This window comes from Parapedobacter indicus, from assembly GCF_900113765.1.
GTDB classification, from domain to species: domain Bacteria; phylum Bacteroidota; class Bacteroidia; order Sphingobacteriales; family Sphingobacteriaceae; genus Parapedobacter; species Parapedobacter indicus.
In genome coordinates this window covers 316,015-329,666 of sequence record NZ_FOQO01000006.1, presented here as the reverse complement: position 1 = coordinate 329,666, position 13,652 = coordinate 316,015, and the positions used below count along the sequence as shown (strand labels likewise).

15 protein-coding genes are annotated in these 13,652 nt (G+C 49.0%); 9 read left to right on the top strand and 6 right to left on the bottom strand.

Annotation, left to right across the window (positions count from 1 at the left end):
* Positions 1-44: 44 nt before the first annotated feature.
* Both rpmF and BMZ56_RS14155 read right to left on the bottom strand, forming a co-directional pair.
* A complete protein-coding gene (gene rpmF / locus BMZ56_RS14160; RefSeq protein ID WP_090627791.1) occupies positions 45-236 on the bottom strand; it encodes a 50S ribosomal protein L32 in 192 nt (63 codons plus the stop codon).
* 9 nt (positions 237-245) lie between these two features.
* Positions 246-782, bottom strand: a complete 537-nt coding sequence (locus tag BMZ56_RS14155; protein ID WP_090627789.1) for a YceD family protein — start codon at positions 780-782, stop codon at positions 246-248.
* A 214-nt stretch (positions 783-996) separates the two neighbouring features.
* Here BMZ56_RS14155 and tpx point away from each other — a divergent pair, with 214 nt between their 5' ends.
* Together tpx and BMZ56_RS14145 are read left to right on the top strand one after the other, a co-directional pair.
* Complete coding sequence (tpx, locus tag BMZ56_RS14150) at positions 997-1,602, top strand: thiol peroxidase (RefSeq protein ID WP_245893215.1); 606 nt, start codon at positions 997-999, stop codon at positions 1,600-1,602.
* A 17-nt stretch (positions 1,603-1,619) separates the two neighbouring features.
* The gene (locus tag BMZ56_RS14145) at positions 1,620-2,471 is read left to right on the top strand and encodes a dienelactone hydrolase family protein (RefSeq protein ID WP_090627785.1); all 852 of its coding nucleotides are present in this window, start codon (positions 1,620-1,622) and stop codon (positions 2,469-2,471) included.
* Here the strand turns inward: BMZ56_RS14145 and BMZ56_RS14140 are convergent.
* On the bottom strand, positions 2,452-3,132 hold the full coding sequence (locus BMZ56_RS14140; protein WP_090627784.1) for an epoxyqueuosine reductase QueH: 681 nt from the start codon (positions 3,130-3,132) through the stop codon (positions 2,452-2,454). The two genes, BMZ56_RS14145 and BMZ56_RS14140, sit on opposite strands and share 20 nt — an antisense overlap.
* A 129-nt stretch (positions 3,133-3,261) precedes the next feature.
* Here BMZ56_RS14140 and BMZ56_RS14135 point away from each other — a divergent pair, with 129 nt between their 5' ends.
* Positions 3,262-4,389, top strand: coding sequence for a hypothetical protein (locus BMZ56_RS14135; protein ID WP_090627782.1), 1,128 nt, complete (start codon positions 3,262-3,264; stop codon positions 4,387-4,389).
* A gap of 4 nt (positions 4,390-4,393) precedes the next feature.
* Here BMZ56_RS14135 and BMZ56_RS14130 read toward each other — a convergent pair whose 3' ends face one another.
* The gene (locus BMZ56_RS14130; RefSeq protein WP_090627779.1) at positions 4,394-5,248 is read right to left on the bottom strand and encodes a transglutaminase-like domain-containing protein; all 855 of its coding nucleotides are present in this window, start codon (positions 5,246-5,248) and stop codon (positions 4,394-4,396) included.
* 72 nt (positions 5,249-5,320) lie between these two features.
* On the opposite strand from BMZ56_RS14130, the gene BMZ56_RS14125 reads away from it, so the two are divergent.
* The 6 genes from BMZ56_RS14125 to BMZ56_RS14105 all read left to right on the top strand — a co-directional run bounded on the left by BMZ56_RS14125 (position 5,321) and on the right by BMZ56_RS14105 (position 10,032).
* Complete coding sequence (locus BMZ56_RS14125; RefSeq protein ID WP_090627777.1) at positions 5,321-5,899, top strand: RNA polymerase sigma-70 factor; 579 nt, start codon at positions 5,321-5,323, stop codon at positions 5,897-5,899.
* Positions 5,892-6,857: a FecR domain-containing protein gene (locus BMZ56_RS14120; protein ID WP_090627775.1), complete on the top strand. Its 966-nt coding sequence runs from the start codon at positions 5,892-5,894 to the stop codon at positions 6,855-6,857. Before BMZ56_RS14125 ends, BMZ56_RS14120 begins: the two co-directional genes overlap by 8 nt.
* Positions 6,858-6,903: 46 nt before the next feature.
* Positions 6,904-8,463 (top strand): hypothetical protein, encoded by a 1,560-nt coding sequence (locus BMZ56_RS14115; RefSeq protein ID WP_090627773.1) that lies wholly within the window; start codon positions 6,904-6,906, stop codon positions 8,461-8,463.
* Between the two features lie 80 nt (positions 8,464-8,543).
* Complete coding sequence (locus BMZ56_RS25620) at positions 8,544-8,693, top strand: hypothetical protein (protein ID WP_181127807.1); 150 nt, start codon at positions 8,544-8,546, stop codon at positions 8,691-8,693.
* Positions 8,668-9,573, top strand: coding sequence for a lysophospholipid acyltransferase family protein (locus BMZ56_RS14110; protein WP_090627771.1), 906 nt, complete (start codon positions 8,668-8,670; stop codon positions 9,571-9,573). The genes BMZ56_RS25620 and BMZ56_RS14110 overlap by 26 nt, the downstream gene beginning before the upstream one ends.
* A gap of 27 nt (positions 9,574-9,600) precedes the next feature.
* The gene (locus BMZ56_RS14105) at positions 9,601-10,032 is read left to right on the top strand and encodes a hypothetical protein (protein ID WP_090627769.1); all 432 of its coding nucleotides are present in this window, start codon (positions 9,601-9,603) and stop codon (positions 10,030-10,032) included.
* Here BMZ56_RS14105 and BMZ56_RS14100 read toward each other — a convergent pair.
* A complete protein-coding gene (locus BMZ56_RS14100) occupies positions 10,029-10,949 on the bottom strand; it encodes a DUF4249 domain-containing protein (protein ID WP_090627768.1) in 921 nt (306 codons plus the stop codon). The two genes, BMZ56_RS14105 and BMZ56_RS14100, sit on opposite strands and share 4 nt — an antisense overlap.
* Positions 10,950-10,956: 7 nt before the next feature.
* A complete protein-coding gene (locus tag BMZ56_RS14095; protein ID WP_090627765.1) occupies positions 10,957-13,644 on the bottom strand; it encodes a TonB-dependent receptor in 2,688 nt (895 codons plus the stop codon).
* Positions 13,645-13,652 lie beyond the last annotated feature (8 nt).

Here is a 13,652-nt window from a genome sequence, read left to right as displayed (position 1 = left end):
ATTAGTTATACGTTATGGGATGTTCAATTTTTTGAAAGATAAGCTTAGACAGCAGCAGCGTTTTCGATGATTAATTTGCCGTTGTAGTAAAGATTGCCGTCCACCAAGTAAGCACGGTGGGGCAGGTGTACCGCACCGGTCTCTTTGCAGGTCGCAAGCGTAGGCCGCTCAGCTTTATAATGTGTTCTTCTTTTGTCTCTCCGAGTCTTGGAGGTCTTACGTTTTGGATGTGCCATCTCGTATTGTTAATTTTTATTGTATTTTATTTTTTTCAATGCTTCCCAACGGGGATCTGTTTGCGCTGTTTCCTGTTGCGCCGGCGAAAGATCGCTTAACCTGGCCAATACGGCTTCGTCGCACGTAATGTTGTTGCCTTGCTCGCTGCATTTGATGTAATGTGGTATTGACACATTGATGTATTCATAAAGTACCGGTGCAATATCGAGCTCATGCTCATGCTTAGCCAACACCAGGATTTCATCCGTGGTTTCGGCTAGGTCCTCCTCCGTGAATTTGACGATCAACCGTTCATTGATCTCCGTTTCTGCCGGAAAGGTGGTAAGGCATACGTCACACACCAAATTAACGGTACCCGTAATATGAAATCGGACCACCATCATATTCTCTTGCTTATGCAGATTGACCGATGCCTTAAGGGTTCCGTCCTTTACAATGGAATATTCATAACAATCAAAGAACGCCTTATCAATGTCAAACTCAAAGTCGTGCGTGCCCAAGCCCAGTCCCGAAAAAGGAATCCGATATTGCTTCAAATAATTCACCGTCCCACAATTGAGCCTGCAAAGGTAAGTATAAAATATAAGATATGAAATTTTTTATTACGAGTCGTCGGGAACTTCGCTTTTAGAAATTGCGAGGGAAGCGGAGAATAGGCAGTGCGCCTGAAACCCCGGTTGCGGTGAGAGTGCGAATGGATTATTTTCGTTACACGATACCAACTGCTTGCTCGAAAACGTTTTACAGTAAAAAAGAGAGATGAAAAGCTTCATGAAATCTCAATCGGTCGGGCTCTTTGCGCTTATACTTACTACGATGGGTATAAGGGTTGCCCCAGTGGTAGCACAACAGGCGGACGGACACCTATCCACGACGATTACCCTGCGTGGCAAACCCGTCCATACGGTCGGAAAACTCCCCGCCCTAGGCACGTCAGCCAAAGACTTTACGCTTACGGCAGTCGATTTGTCCGACAAACGGCTCACTGATTTCAAGGGGAAATACGTGATCCTTAATATTTTTCCCAGCGTCAATACCGGAGTTTGTGCACGATCTGTCCGCACATTCAATGAAGACGCCGCAAACCTTCCGAATACGACGGTGTTGTGTATATCCAAAGATTTGCCTTTCGCCCAAAAGGCTTTTTGCGGGGCTGAAGGAATAGATCACGTGGTCATGCTGTCTGACTTCCGGTCGGATTTTGGAACGCAGTATGGTGTCCAGCTTGCTGAAGGCCCTATGCGGGGATTGCTCAGCCGGGCGGTTGTGGTCATTGATCCGGAAGGAAAAATCGTCTACGAGGAGCAGGTACCTGAGTTATCACAAGAGCCCAATTATGCCGCAGCGCTTGCGGCGGTAAAATAACGATTAAATCAATTGCCATGGATCAACGCATTATCAATTTATACGACCGGTATACGCACAGCCAGATCGGGCGTAAGGAATTTATGAAGCAGCTTGCCATACTTACAGGCGGCACAGCTGCAGCGATGACCGTACTGCCGTTGCTGCAAAACAATTATGCCGCGGCCACACCGTTTGATAGCGCTGACATCACGTCAGAAAACATCACGTATGCAGGTGTGGATGGTGACGTAAAAGCGGTCCTTGCAAAACCCAAGGGGAAATCCGGTATTGGCGGCGTGGTGGTTATCCATGAAAACCGCGGACTGAATCCGCATATCATCGACGTCACCAGGCGCATGGCATCCGAAGGGTTTATCGCGTTGGGCGTGGACGCACTATCGCCGTTGGGGGGCACCCCGGCCGACGAAGACAAGGGAAGGGAACTGATCGGTCAGCTGGATATGGCAAAGACGGTTCAGAACTATCTGAAAGGACTTGCCTACCTAAGAAATACCGAGGGTAGCAATGGCAAGGTGGGCTGCGTAGGTTTCTGCTGGGGCGGAGCCATGGCGGGACGGCTCGCCGTCAACGATCCAAACCTACAAGCTTCTGTAGCTTATTATGGCAGCCAGCCGGATGCAGCCGACGTGCCTACGATCCAGGCTAGCCTGATGTTGCATTACGCGGGACTCGACGAGCGGATTAATGCGGGAATTTCCGCATATGAAGAGGCACTCAAGGCGAATGATGTGGAGTACCAATTATATATTTACGAAGGAGTCAATCACGCATTCAATAACGATACGTCACCTACACGGTACGATGCGGAAGCCGCTAAGTTAGCTTGGAAACGAACTGTCGATTTTTTTAAGAGCAGGCTGGGGTAGTACCGCCTTCATCCCCATAGTAATTTTTGCCGATTTCGATTCGTTCACGGCCGTTTTGAAGTCGCCAATGATTGGTGTCGCGCAGCGAATAGGCACAACCGCAGTACTCCTGCATATAGAACTGTTCGCGTTTGGAAATATCTAACATACGCGATGATCCGCCTTTTTTGCGCCAGTTGTACGTCCAGTAGGTAATGCCGGGATAATGGTCTGCAGCCCGTATACCGCAATCGTTGATCTGTTCGAAGTTTTTCCAGCGCGATATACCCAATGAACTGGTGATTATCGGGAAGCCGTTTTCGTAGGCATATAGGGCCGTGCGTTCGAAGCGCATATCAAAGCACATGGTGCAGCGAATGCCCCGTTCGGGTTCATGCTCCATCCCTTTGGCACGGGCAAACCAGTCATCTACATCATAATCTGCATCTACAAAAGGGATGTTGTGCTTTTCGGCAAACTTGATGTTTTCATCTTTTCGGAGGTCATACTCCTTGCGGGGGTGGATATTGGGATTGTAAAAGTATATCGTAAAGTCAATGTCTGAAGCAATCAACGCTTCCATCACCTCGCCGGAGCAGGGTGCACAGCAGGAATGCAACAGCAATTTGTTTTCGCCATTAGGCAGTTCGAGCTTTTCACGTTTTAATCCTGTATTATCCATCGTACGTGTGCCACTTGGTTTCAGGTTGCAATATTACGGAGAATGGTGGCTTGTTGCAAGTAACGAAACAGAATTTGTTCCGTTGCCGGATCAGCGATAATTTTTCTAACTTTGCCAAAAACCGGTTGGATGAAGAAGTTATTTGGTTTTTTCCTGGTAGCGGACATCGTGGCCATAACGCTTGGTAGCTGTGTGCGCAACGATGACGAACCCGTAATGCCTGTACGGCCCATATCGAGGTTGTATATTTCGGTAGGGAATTATCAGACCAATGCGTCGGAAGATCCCATCGACAATGTGTTACTGATTGATCCGGCGGATACCCTGGAAGCAGAGATGGATGTAGTGCTTAGCCACAACTCCGAGGCACTACGGGGCGGTGCAGGAATCTATTTTGATCCTTTTCAAAGCGCAATTTTCCAAGCAGGTTATGGAACCGCGGACACGACCATCCGGGTAATGAGCGTTGGCGCACTCGGTATCCTGTCAAATAGTGGTCAAATACAATATAGTGGACTCAATGCCATGCGCGGGCTTACTTATCATTACCCGTCAAAGATGCTTTATGTAGCCAATAATGCGACTGTCGGCGGGCGGACAACGATTTATGGATATCACCTGCCATATAATCGGAGAGGATATACATTGCCCGATCGCGTACTTCGGTTAGATCCAACTATGCGCCCCTGGGGGATGGTATTATGGGGAGATAGCCTGTTGGTATCCAATTCGGGTACAAGCGGAAGCGTGTCGTTGTATGGAGGGCTGTCGAAAGTGGATTCATTAGTCGCCGATTTCCAAGCGCTTTCTACCATCCGTATTGAAGGTGCGGCAGCTCTTCGGGGAATCGCATTCGTTGATTCGTTAGACATTTTGGTCGCGGCCGACTACGGCACTGGGTCATCCGATAATCCGGTTGCCGATGGGCGGATTTATATCATCGACGGAATCAAGGCCAAGCTTAAGGAGGGTTCTTTCACCACCGTTGCGCCCACACGTACCATTCAAGGGGCATTGACCGGTTTGACGGGGCCGATGGATGTGGCCATCGATCCGAGACAGGGCAGGCGAACGATTTTTGTGGCGGATTACGATGCACAGGTATCGGGTGGACAACCCGGAAGAATCTTGCGATTCCGGCTCGCAGACGACGGAAATGTCGCGCCGGAAGCGTCCGTGTCACTGGATACATTGGGCAATGCACGGCGGCCGTTCGGAATATATCTCGACGTAAGAGGAGTACCTAATTCCCAATAGGCGATTACGCCAGTAAATCGATCATCCGATTGATTTCTTCGGTCTTAGCGGCATTACCTGCCTGCGAATACGATGAAGTCAGATTACGCAGTACACGAATAATGATGTCGAGGTTGGTGCAGGGAAGCACAAAATTGTCACTCGGGGCCAGGTTGAGCTGCTTAAGGAATGCGATGACATCGTGGCGCCCGAATATTTGTCCGCGGTTAAATGCGTTAATATAAAATAAAATGCCGTTCTTGTCGGCAACCGGTGTATGGTCTTCTGTATAAGCCAAGATAAAATGTTTCGGCAGATTCACCCCATAAATAGGTATATCGAGCTTTTGGGCTACAATGCTATACACACAGGCCAATAGGATGGGGCTTCCCCTACGAGTCTCCAATACCTGTCCGATATACGAGTTTTGTGGATCGTGGTAATTGCTTGTATTCCCTGAAAAGCCATGAGCATTGTAAATGATATTGTTAAGCAACCGTACTTTCTCTACCGCACTCATGCTATAAATCATTTCCAACCAAGCATCACGTTTGATAGCCTCTATCTGGTTGATGACTTTTTGTTCATTCATGTCAGGATACTGATATTTGTTGACAATAATCAGTCCCTGCAATAGGTCAAATGAACCGCTTATTTTCCAAAGCTCCAATTCCTGCAGTACATCTTCAAATTGGATCTTATGAATAAGATTCTCGATACGCGTCTGCAGCATCACATCGAACGATTGTTCCCATGCCGATTCCAACCGCGTGATCACCTCGGGTCCCATGGTAATCAGCTTTTGCTCTACATGTTGGAATACTTCCGAATCGGGGTCATCCAACAATTTGATCAATGAATCCAGTTCTTTCTCATCCATCAAGACAAAGTTAATAAAAAAATATAATCCGCGACTAAGGGTAAACCGCAACAAAGTTGTCAACCTAATCAAATGGAAGTAACTTTGGCCAAAAGAGAAACATTGGTGCATACAGATCACGAGGTCATTTTTGAAGAAGCGTTTAAAAGCAATTTTAAGGCATTGCACGCGTATTCATACACGATGCTTCAGGACGAAGGTATGGCCGAAGAAATTGTACAGACTGTCTTTCTGAAACTTTGGGAAAGCCGCGATCGAATGACAATACATACGTCCTTACGGGCCTATCTGTACAAATCGGTGTATAACGAAAGCTTGAATTACTTGAAGCATAAAAAGGTTCAACGGAGATATATGGAGGAAGCGATGGTGGCTCATAAACAACAGCAAACGGAAGAGACCGAAGCAGATAACGAGCTGCAACGTCAGTTGCAGCGGGCACTCCGGCAATTGCCGGAGAAATGCCGGACCGTTTTCCAATTAAGCCGTTTTGAGGAACTCAAGTATCAGGAAATAGCGGAAAGGTTAGGCATTTCCTTAAAAACAGTTGAAGCGCACATGGGAAAAGCACTGAAATTATTGCGTATTCAACTGGCCGATTTCCTTCCTTTATTGCTAATTGTATTGCCAAATCTATGGGGCTATGGATGATATATTGTTGACAAAATACCTGCTAAACGAGACAAACGAAGCAGAGTCTGCTTCCGTACGCGCTTGGATTGCCGCACATCCCGATCATGCACGAAGGTATGAGCACCTACAGCGGATCTGGAAAACCAGCAAGTCGCTCGGAAGTCAATTAACGGTAGATGAGGAAGAAGCGTGGCATCGTTTTGTGCAACGCCGGGACTCGGGAGCGACCAGTCGGAAAGGTGGAAATGTAAGATGGATAAACGGACTGCGGTATGCAGCGGCACTGATACTGCTTCCACTGACAGTATGGGCACTCTATACGTTTTGGAATAGCCGCTATGGCGATTCCACGCCCATCGTATATGAAACAAAAGAGGCTACCCATACCGATACGTTGACCGATGGCAGCATCATTACCTTAAACAGTTTTGCCACCCTACGGTATGCACAGGAGACCCGTACTCATCGGCGTTTGGCGACACTGGATGAGGGCGAAGTGTTTTTCAAGGTAAAAAGCGATCCCGATCGACCGTTTATTGTTCAATCGGGGGAGGTTACGGTAACCGTGCTCGGCACCTCGTTCCACGTAAAGCGGAATGGAGATCAAACCGAAGTCATTGTCGAAAGCGGCCATGTTAAGGTAACAGGCCCGAAACGGGAGGTGGAATTGTCGTTGGGTGGCAAATTACTGATCAATACCACGACCCATCAGTTTGAAGTAGGAAAAGTAACCGATCAGTTACATAATTATTACGTCGACAACCAGTTTGTGGCCGTTAACACCCCACTTTGGCGCCTCGCCGAAGTGCTTAGCCAAGCGTATCATACCGATATCCGTATCGAGAACCCGGAGATACGCAACCTGCCGATAACGACGACTTTCCGCCGGGATGACTTGGATCGGATTTTGGAGGTCATTGGAGTGACGCTACGGATTGAGGTGAAACGGGAGGGCGACAAAATTCTGTTGAGGTAACCTAAACATAATTTGTATACTTGTCGGGTTTTCCACCCGCGTATAAATGGCTGTCAGGATACAATTAACTTGCTTTTTTTTATTTTTAGCCGCTACGGTCAGCGGGCAGGGATACCTGATGCGGGATGTTCATTTACGCTTTTCCGATCCCCAGCGAATCCAGCAAGTACTGGATGCCATCGGCAAAGCACACGATTTTTATTTTTCTTACAGCAATCAGGTCGTACCGGCTGACAGCCTGATCACGGTCGCACGGTATGATGGTAAGCTGCTCGATTTTTTGACCCACACATTGGGGCCTGCTTATGAATTTAAGGAAACCCCCGGATATGTCATTATCCGATACGCCCCCCGTAGGATGGTCGTAGCCATCGATATTGAAGAAAGACGGCACGGGCCTATGGTGATCGAGGGGCAGATCACCGATGCGGATCATAAAAAGGGTGTGTATTTGGCCAGTGTTTATGAACGCAATGTATTGGCATCTACGCTATCCGGACCAGCGGGCAATTTTAAATTGACCATTAAACGGCCTGAGGAAACCATATGGCTCACCATCAGCAAAGAAAATTATCGCGATACAACGTTGGCCTTATTGCCACCTGTGCAGGTCAATAACAGACAAAAAGGAAGACGGTATTGGTTCGCGCCGGACGAAGGGAGCGGAATGGGGCTGGACGGCACAGCATTGGGGCGGTTTTTCACCAGTTCCCGGCAGCGTATCCAGCGTATCAATCTGGGCGGTTTTTTTGCGTATAATCCCTATCAGATTTCGTTGACTCCCGGATTGAGTTCGCAGGGATTGTTTAATAGCCAGGTGGTCAACCAGGTTTCCGTGAATATCGTCGGCGGCCACACCGCGGGAGTGAACGGTGTCGAAGTGGGTGGCGTCTTCAACATCAACCAGCAGCAGGCACGTTACTTCCAGGCCGCTGGTCTGTTCAATTTAGTGGGAAATGGCGTACAAGGTGTACAAGCCGCCGGAATTTCCAATATCGTCGTCCGCGATGTTTCAGGGGTGCAGGTAGCCGGAATAAACAACCGGGCCAGAAATGTCGTCGGAGCGCAATTGGTTGGCCTTTTCAATGTAGCCGAAAACATACAAGGTATTCAGCTGGCGGGGATCGTCAATATCGCCGGAAAAGTAAACGGCGTCCAATTATCGGGATTGGTCAATGTCGCAGATAGCAGCGACTATCCCATTGGTTTGATCAACCTGATCAAAAATGGCGATAAGAGTTTTGCGATCGAGCTGAATGAATCGGGTGTTGCACAATTAACATTCCGCTCGGGTGGCCGTATTTTATATGGCCTGCTGGGTGTCGGATATCGGTTGAATGACAGCTCCATGCGGTATGTGCTCGAAGCGGGGATCGGCGTTCATATTTGGCAAACAAACCGGTTCGCGTTGGATACCGAGCTCGCTAGCAGGATCAGTCCTGATTTCAAAACAACCCCCGAGCAGCAGGCATCGTTTCGTGTATTTCCTCAATTTCGCTTCAACCCGCATTGGGGGATCTTCGCCGGACCGTCGGTCAATTATCTTCTTCAACCCAACCGTACATTCCAGGCAGGACTGATGGGTGGCGTACGCTATCGTTGGTAGCCTGCTTCAGGTTATTACGTCCGGAGGTAAGGGTAAAGCCAGTTGAAGTTGTCTCTTCTAAACAGAATAATTAATTGTTTATGACATTTATGGAAAACTGGATTGTCATCCTCGCCTATATAGGAGGAATCGTCACGGTCGTTGTGTTCGTGGGATGCATTTACCTGCTGAAGATCGTCTTAATCGAACTGCATACCACCTGCGATGATGACTATGAATGGCATCACTGAAGTCATGGGCCGGCTACCGGTCCTTTTTGGAAAAGCACTATACCTTACGATGCTCTTCCCACTGGTTCTTTTAAGCCGGCTGCCATATTCCCTACTCTTAGGTACCGTTGGCCGGTGCTGTTATTTCCTGACGTATTCGTTTGCCCGTTACCGTTACCATGTGGTGCTCCAAAATCTGTCGCGTTCATTTCCCGAAAAGCCCTATGCGGAAATCCATGCCCTGGCAAAAGATTTCTATCGGCATTTTTCCTGCCTTGTCGTTGAAATGATTAAATCTTTTTCCATCAGTAAGCGCGAACTGGCGGGTCGTGTTCGCATCGTCAATGCAGATTTACTGGAACACTATCAGCGTGAGGCAAAACCCATGGTCGCATTGCTGGGGCATTATGGTAACTGGGAGAGTCTGAGCATCCTGCCCAGTAAACTGTCTATTCCGGTAAATGCCCTGTACAAACCCCTGTCAAACAAATCGGTAGGTCGCTTCATTATGTACATCCGTTCCCGGTTTGGAATGCAATTGATTCCCGCGGAAAAGGCAGTACGTCAATTGATGAAAGCGAAAGACGACGCTTCCCTCAATCTGTTTATAGCCGATCAGTTTCCGGGGCGTAATCGGGGCCTTCCTATGGAATTGCTGAACCAGCCGACCGCCCTGTTTGATGGTGCTGAGAAATTAGCGAAAGCGATCAATGCGGTCGTTTTTTATGTGGAGCTGGAAAGAAATGAGGGAGCCGGATGGGACGTACACTTTTCGTTGATAACCGATAAACCTACCGAAACAGCCAAGGGCGAGATTACCCGGAGTTTTGGCGAGCGATTGCAAGAAACCATTCGAAAGGAACCGGCGTATTGGCTTTGGTCACATCGGAGGTGGAAATAAAAGGCAGTTTCCCGTATCTTTGATGCGATGCACAGCCCTCGGTTTTATGTTGATTATGCGCTCCATTTCCTGATGTCCCATTCGCGTCACGGTACGCATTCGCCTTTTGTTTATCAGTTGGTGGACGAAGTAATTTATGCGCCCGGAAAAGAGGGTGAACCGCGAGAGAAAGTACAACGGCTGATATCCCGTCTGGCCAGCCGGTTCAAATCGGACTTTGCTGTCGCCGGTGGGGATAATGTGGAGACGATTACCTCCCAACTCGGACAGACTTGGCCGCAGCTTCACGCGGGCAGCGTATTGGTACTAAACGATATTTACCGCAGCAGGCGGATGAAAGCATTGTGGCATACTATCCAGGAGCGACCCGATGTGACGGTCACCATTGATTTATTTTACCTGGGCTTGGTCTTTTTCCATAAGGGACAGGCCAAGGAGGATTTCCGCATCCGGTTTTAGGGAGCACCTGTTCTGTCCACCTCGATGGGCTGCTCGCGTACGGCTACGCCGCCGACAAATCCCAATCCATTCATTACGTTGGTAAATACCGGGATCGGTTCGGTGATGACATTATTGACCGATTCATTCGCAAAGGCGTTATTGCGGAGATAACGGTACGATTCCTGCGTGAGCGCCGTCACTTCCATCTTGCTGTTTTCAAAAAGCATGTTTTCGCAGCGCAGGATCAGTTCGACGGATTGCCCGTTAAACAGTTCGTCGTCAATAAACACCTGCGGTTGGAATTCGTCCTCAAAGAAGCTGGTTCCCTGCTTGCCGGGACCGACCCAGGTAATGCGTTGCGACCAACGTTCGACATAACCTTCCGAATAAGTGAACATCCGGATTCGGTAATAATTGTGCTCACCGGCAGGATCATTCAGTTGTAAAACGATTTGGGTTTCATCACGCCTCGGATTGGAAGGTGAAGGGACCCACGTAGCCTTCCCGATTGAGAAGGAAGGCTGGGCCGGTGTCCATCCTTCCGCCGATACCTGTTGTCCATCGGGTAGCTTGGCAACCAGTTGATAGGTTTGTCCCTGACGCACGGCGTGGGTGCTTTTGTAATAGTGGGCATTGTAAATCGTGTCGCCGATGGCGACAGGCGCAAGGTGCTCAACGAAATCCCCGTTTTCATATAGCGAGACCTCCGCATCCTTGATTTCATCCGGTGCCCAATCATAGAACATCTCCCCCGGCTTATTCATCCACGTCAGCCGGGCGTAGACGATGCTATCGGTATTGAGGAGGCTGTTCAGCACGATGGCCGATCGTCGCTCTCCCTGATAGAAATCGATGGTGTCGGTGCATCCACTGATGAAGCCATAGAGTGCGAAGACAAGTGTATAAAGAAGGATTTGTTTTTTTTGAAAAATCATAGCTGTATTAAAACTTAAGGATGTAACTGAGACTGGGTAAGATAGGAAGTAGGGTTACGCGCGTAAGCTCTTGATAGGAGCGGCCGCCGACAAACCCGCCGTCGGGATAGTACGTAAACGGATTTTGATGGTTGTAAACATTGTATACACTGAAATTCCAGATGCGCTGGTTGCCATTGCGTTTTATTTTGACAAAGTCAATGCTGATGTCTAACCGGTGATAATCTTCCAGCCGGACGTTATTGCGTGAGTTGACCAGCGGGACACGTTCATTGCCTACTACTCGCGTGCCGTACGTCGGCGCGGGATCGCTTATCCCTTCGTATTCGCCCAGAACAAGGGTAAATGGTGTGGCCGATTGGTACACCCAGCTGCCACTGATGTGGATGCCTTTTGAAAGTTTGTAGATGGCTAATGCCTTAAACTCATGCCTGCGGTCGTATTTGTAAGGGAAACGCCGGTCAAAATTGACTTCCTTGATTTTGCGGTCCGTTTTTGCCCAGGTATAGCCTGCCCATCCGTTAAGACGGCCTACTTTCTTGTGGACAAAAAATTCCACACCGAAGGCCCGCCCGTTACCGGATGTGACTTTGTGTTCCCAATCCCTGCCCGCTGTAGCAAAATATAATTCCCCTTCTTTGTACTCGATGACATTGTCCATGTTTTTATAGTAGCCTTCCACCGAAAGCTCGACGGTGTTGTGAGCAACACTGCGGGCGAAACCTACCGATAGCTGCTGGGCCAACTGTGGTTTTACCCGGCTCGTAGCGGGGACCCACAGATCAGTAGGGAGCGATATCGTATTGTTGGACAGCAGATGCAGGTATTGGGCCATCTGGGCATAACCTACTTTAAAGGCCACATCGCCGGGCAGTAGGATCCGTCCGCTGATACGGGGCTGGGCGTATGCATAGGTTTTGCCGGCCGTGGCAAATAGACTTCCGTGCAGACCCAGGTTGACGCTTGCCTTCGGGGACAGCTGCCATTCGTCTTCCGCATAGACATTGATCTCGTTACCATGCAGCACCGTAGAAAGGCTTACATTCACCGGAGCCTCGGACCTTCCCATGTCGTAAGATAAACTGCTCGATCCGGGAGTGAAACGATGGTTGATGAGTCCAACCCCGGCCTTAACGGCGTGATTGGGATGGGGGCGATAGTCAAAATCAATTTTTCCGCCGAAATCACGGATACCCGATGTAAGTTCATTGTCGGAGGTCATATGGTTGTCTGGATTGGAGGTTTCACTGGCAGCGGCGGTATGGAAGCGGTATTGCGAACCCATCAACGAAACGTTGGCAAACAGCTTCGGTCCAAATACGTGGTTCCAGCGGACGGTACCTGTATGATTGCCCCATCCGATGTGAAAATCATCCTGCGAGCGGCTGTACCAGCCTTCAGGGGCATTGCCATAGTCAAAGCCGCTTTCATAGCCGGTACGTGCGCGGAAATAATCGCGTCCGGAATAGACCGAAAAAAACACCCGGTCATCATCCGAAAATTTATGGTGCAGTTTGATATTGATATCGTGGAAAAACACCGCAAATTTGTCTACGTCTTCTTCCATGTTTCGCATGAAAGGGCGTACTATCAGATCGGCATAAGTTCGCCTTGCTGATAATACAAAAGAAGTTTTTCCTTTTTTCAGCGGACCTTCCAACGTAAACTGGGATGCCATCGAACCGATCGAGAAATCACCATGTAGCTCGTTGAGGTTGCCATCTTTGGTCGTGATGTCCAGGACGGACGAAAGCCTGCCTCCGAACCTCGCCGGAAAAGCACCTTTATACAGATCTACATTTTTCAGTGTGCTGGTGTTGAATGTAGAGAAAATGCCCAGCAGGTGGGAGGGGTTATAAAGTGGTGTACCATCGAGCAGGAACATGTTCTGGTCGGGCGAACCGCCCCGTACCAGCAATGCGGAGGTTCCTTCCGACCCCTGCTGAACGCCGGGCAGCAACTGGACGGTCTTCAGCACATCCGCTTCACCCATGAAACGGGGTGCCGATTGGATCTGTTCTATCGATAGGTTGATGTGTCCCATTTGTGTCCGTTGCTGGATTGTAGGAGATGCAGAGGCCGTGATTTCAATATCATCCAAAACGATGGACTGCCGGTTCACTGTAAAGGTCCGATGTATGTTTTGTTGTAGAAATAATGTGTCGATCAACGTCTGATACCCCACCATGGAAATACGAATGTCGGCGAGACCCGCAGGTATGGTAATGCTGAAATAACCATAGTTATTGGTCGTAGTAGCGGCACCTTTTATACCGATGGTTACGCCCACAAGCCGCTCTCCGCTGGAAGCATCGGCTACATAACCACTAAGCGTGGCGCTGCCGACTGCTGATACACCTTTTTCGGGGCTAGCTGCCGGCCCGATGAGAAATTTACCATCCCGAATGACCAATTGCAACTTGGTAGGTGCAAGAAGTTGGTGGATGGCAACAGAAAGCTGTACTTCGGTAAATGTTTTGCTTGCAACCATGTAGCGGTCAAGTAGGCTACGTTCGAAAATGATCTGGATGTTGGCGGCCTTACCCAGCGTTTGTATCGCGTCCGTGAGGCTGCCTTTGGCGACGGTACAGGTTATCGAGGGGTCGTCCGCCGCCGATTGTGCTTTGGATGCCAACGTAGCGGCGGACAACAAGAGACTAATCAAAAGTACCGTTTTGAAAGGAAGTAGGGGCATGGTAGTTA

Coding starts and splice junctions, on each gene's coding strand:
- BMZ56_RS14115 (WP_090627773.1), top strand. CDS start 6,904: ATGGCTGTCAGGATACAATTAACTTGCTTTTTTTTATTTTTAGCCGCT.
- BMZ56_RS14105 (WP_090627769.1), top strand. CDS start 9,601: ATGCACAGCCCTCGGTTTTATGTTGATTATGCGCTCCATTTCCTGATG.
- BMZ56_RS25620 (WP_181127807.1), top strand. CDS start 8,544: ATGACATTTATGGAAAACTGGATTGTCATCCTCGCCTATATAGGAGGA.
- BMZ56_RS14120 (WP_090627775.1), top strand. CDS start 5,892: ATGGATGATATATTGTTGACAAAATACCTGCTAAACGAGACAAACGAA.
- BMZ56_RS14125 (WP_090627777.1), top strand. CDS start 5,321: ATGGAAGTAACTTTGGCCAAAAGAGAAACATTGGTGCATACAGATCAC.
- BMZ56_RS14140 (WP_090627784.1), bottom strand. CDS start 3,132: ATGGATAATACAGGATTAAAACGTGAAAAGCTCGAACTGCCTAATGGC.
- BMZ56_RS14095 (WP_090627765.1), bottom strand. CDS start 13,644: ATGCCCCTACTTCCTTTCAAAACGGTACTTTTGATTAGTCTCTTGTTG.
- BMZ56_RS14135 (WP_090627782.1), top strand. CDS start 3,262: ATGAAGAAGTTATTTGGTTTTTTCCTGGTAGCGGACATCGTGGCCATA.
- tpx (WP_245893215.1), top strand. CDS start 997: ATGAAAAGCTTCATGAAATCTCAATCGGTCGGGCTCTTTGCGCTTATA.
- BMZ56_RS14110 (WP_090627771.1), top strand. CDS start 8,668: ATGATGACTATGAATGGCATCACTGAAGTCATGGGCCGGCTACCGGTC.
- BMZ56_RS14100 (WP_090627768.1), bottom strand. CDS start 10,949: ATGATTTTTCAAAAAAAACAAATCCTTCTTTATACACTTGTCTTCGCA.
- rpmF (WP_090627791.1), bottom strand. CDS start 236: ATGGCACATCCAAAACGTAAGACCTCCAAGACTCGGAGAGACAAAAGA.
- BMZ56_RS14130 (WP_090627779.1), bottom strand. CDS start 5,248: ATGGATGAGAAAGAACTGGATTCATTGATCAAATTGTTGGATGACCCC.
- BMZ56_RS14145 (WP_090627785.1), top strand. CDS start 1,620: ATGGATCAACGCATTATCAATTTATACGACCGGTATACGCACAGCCAG.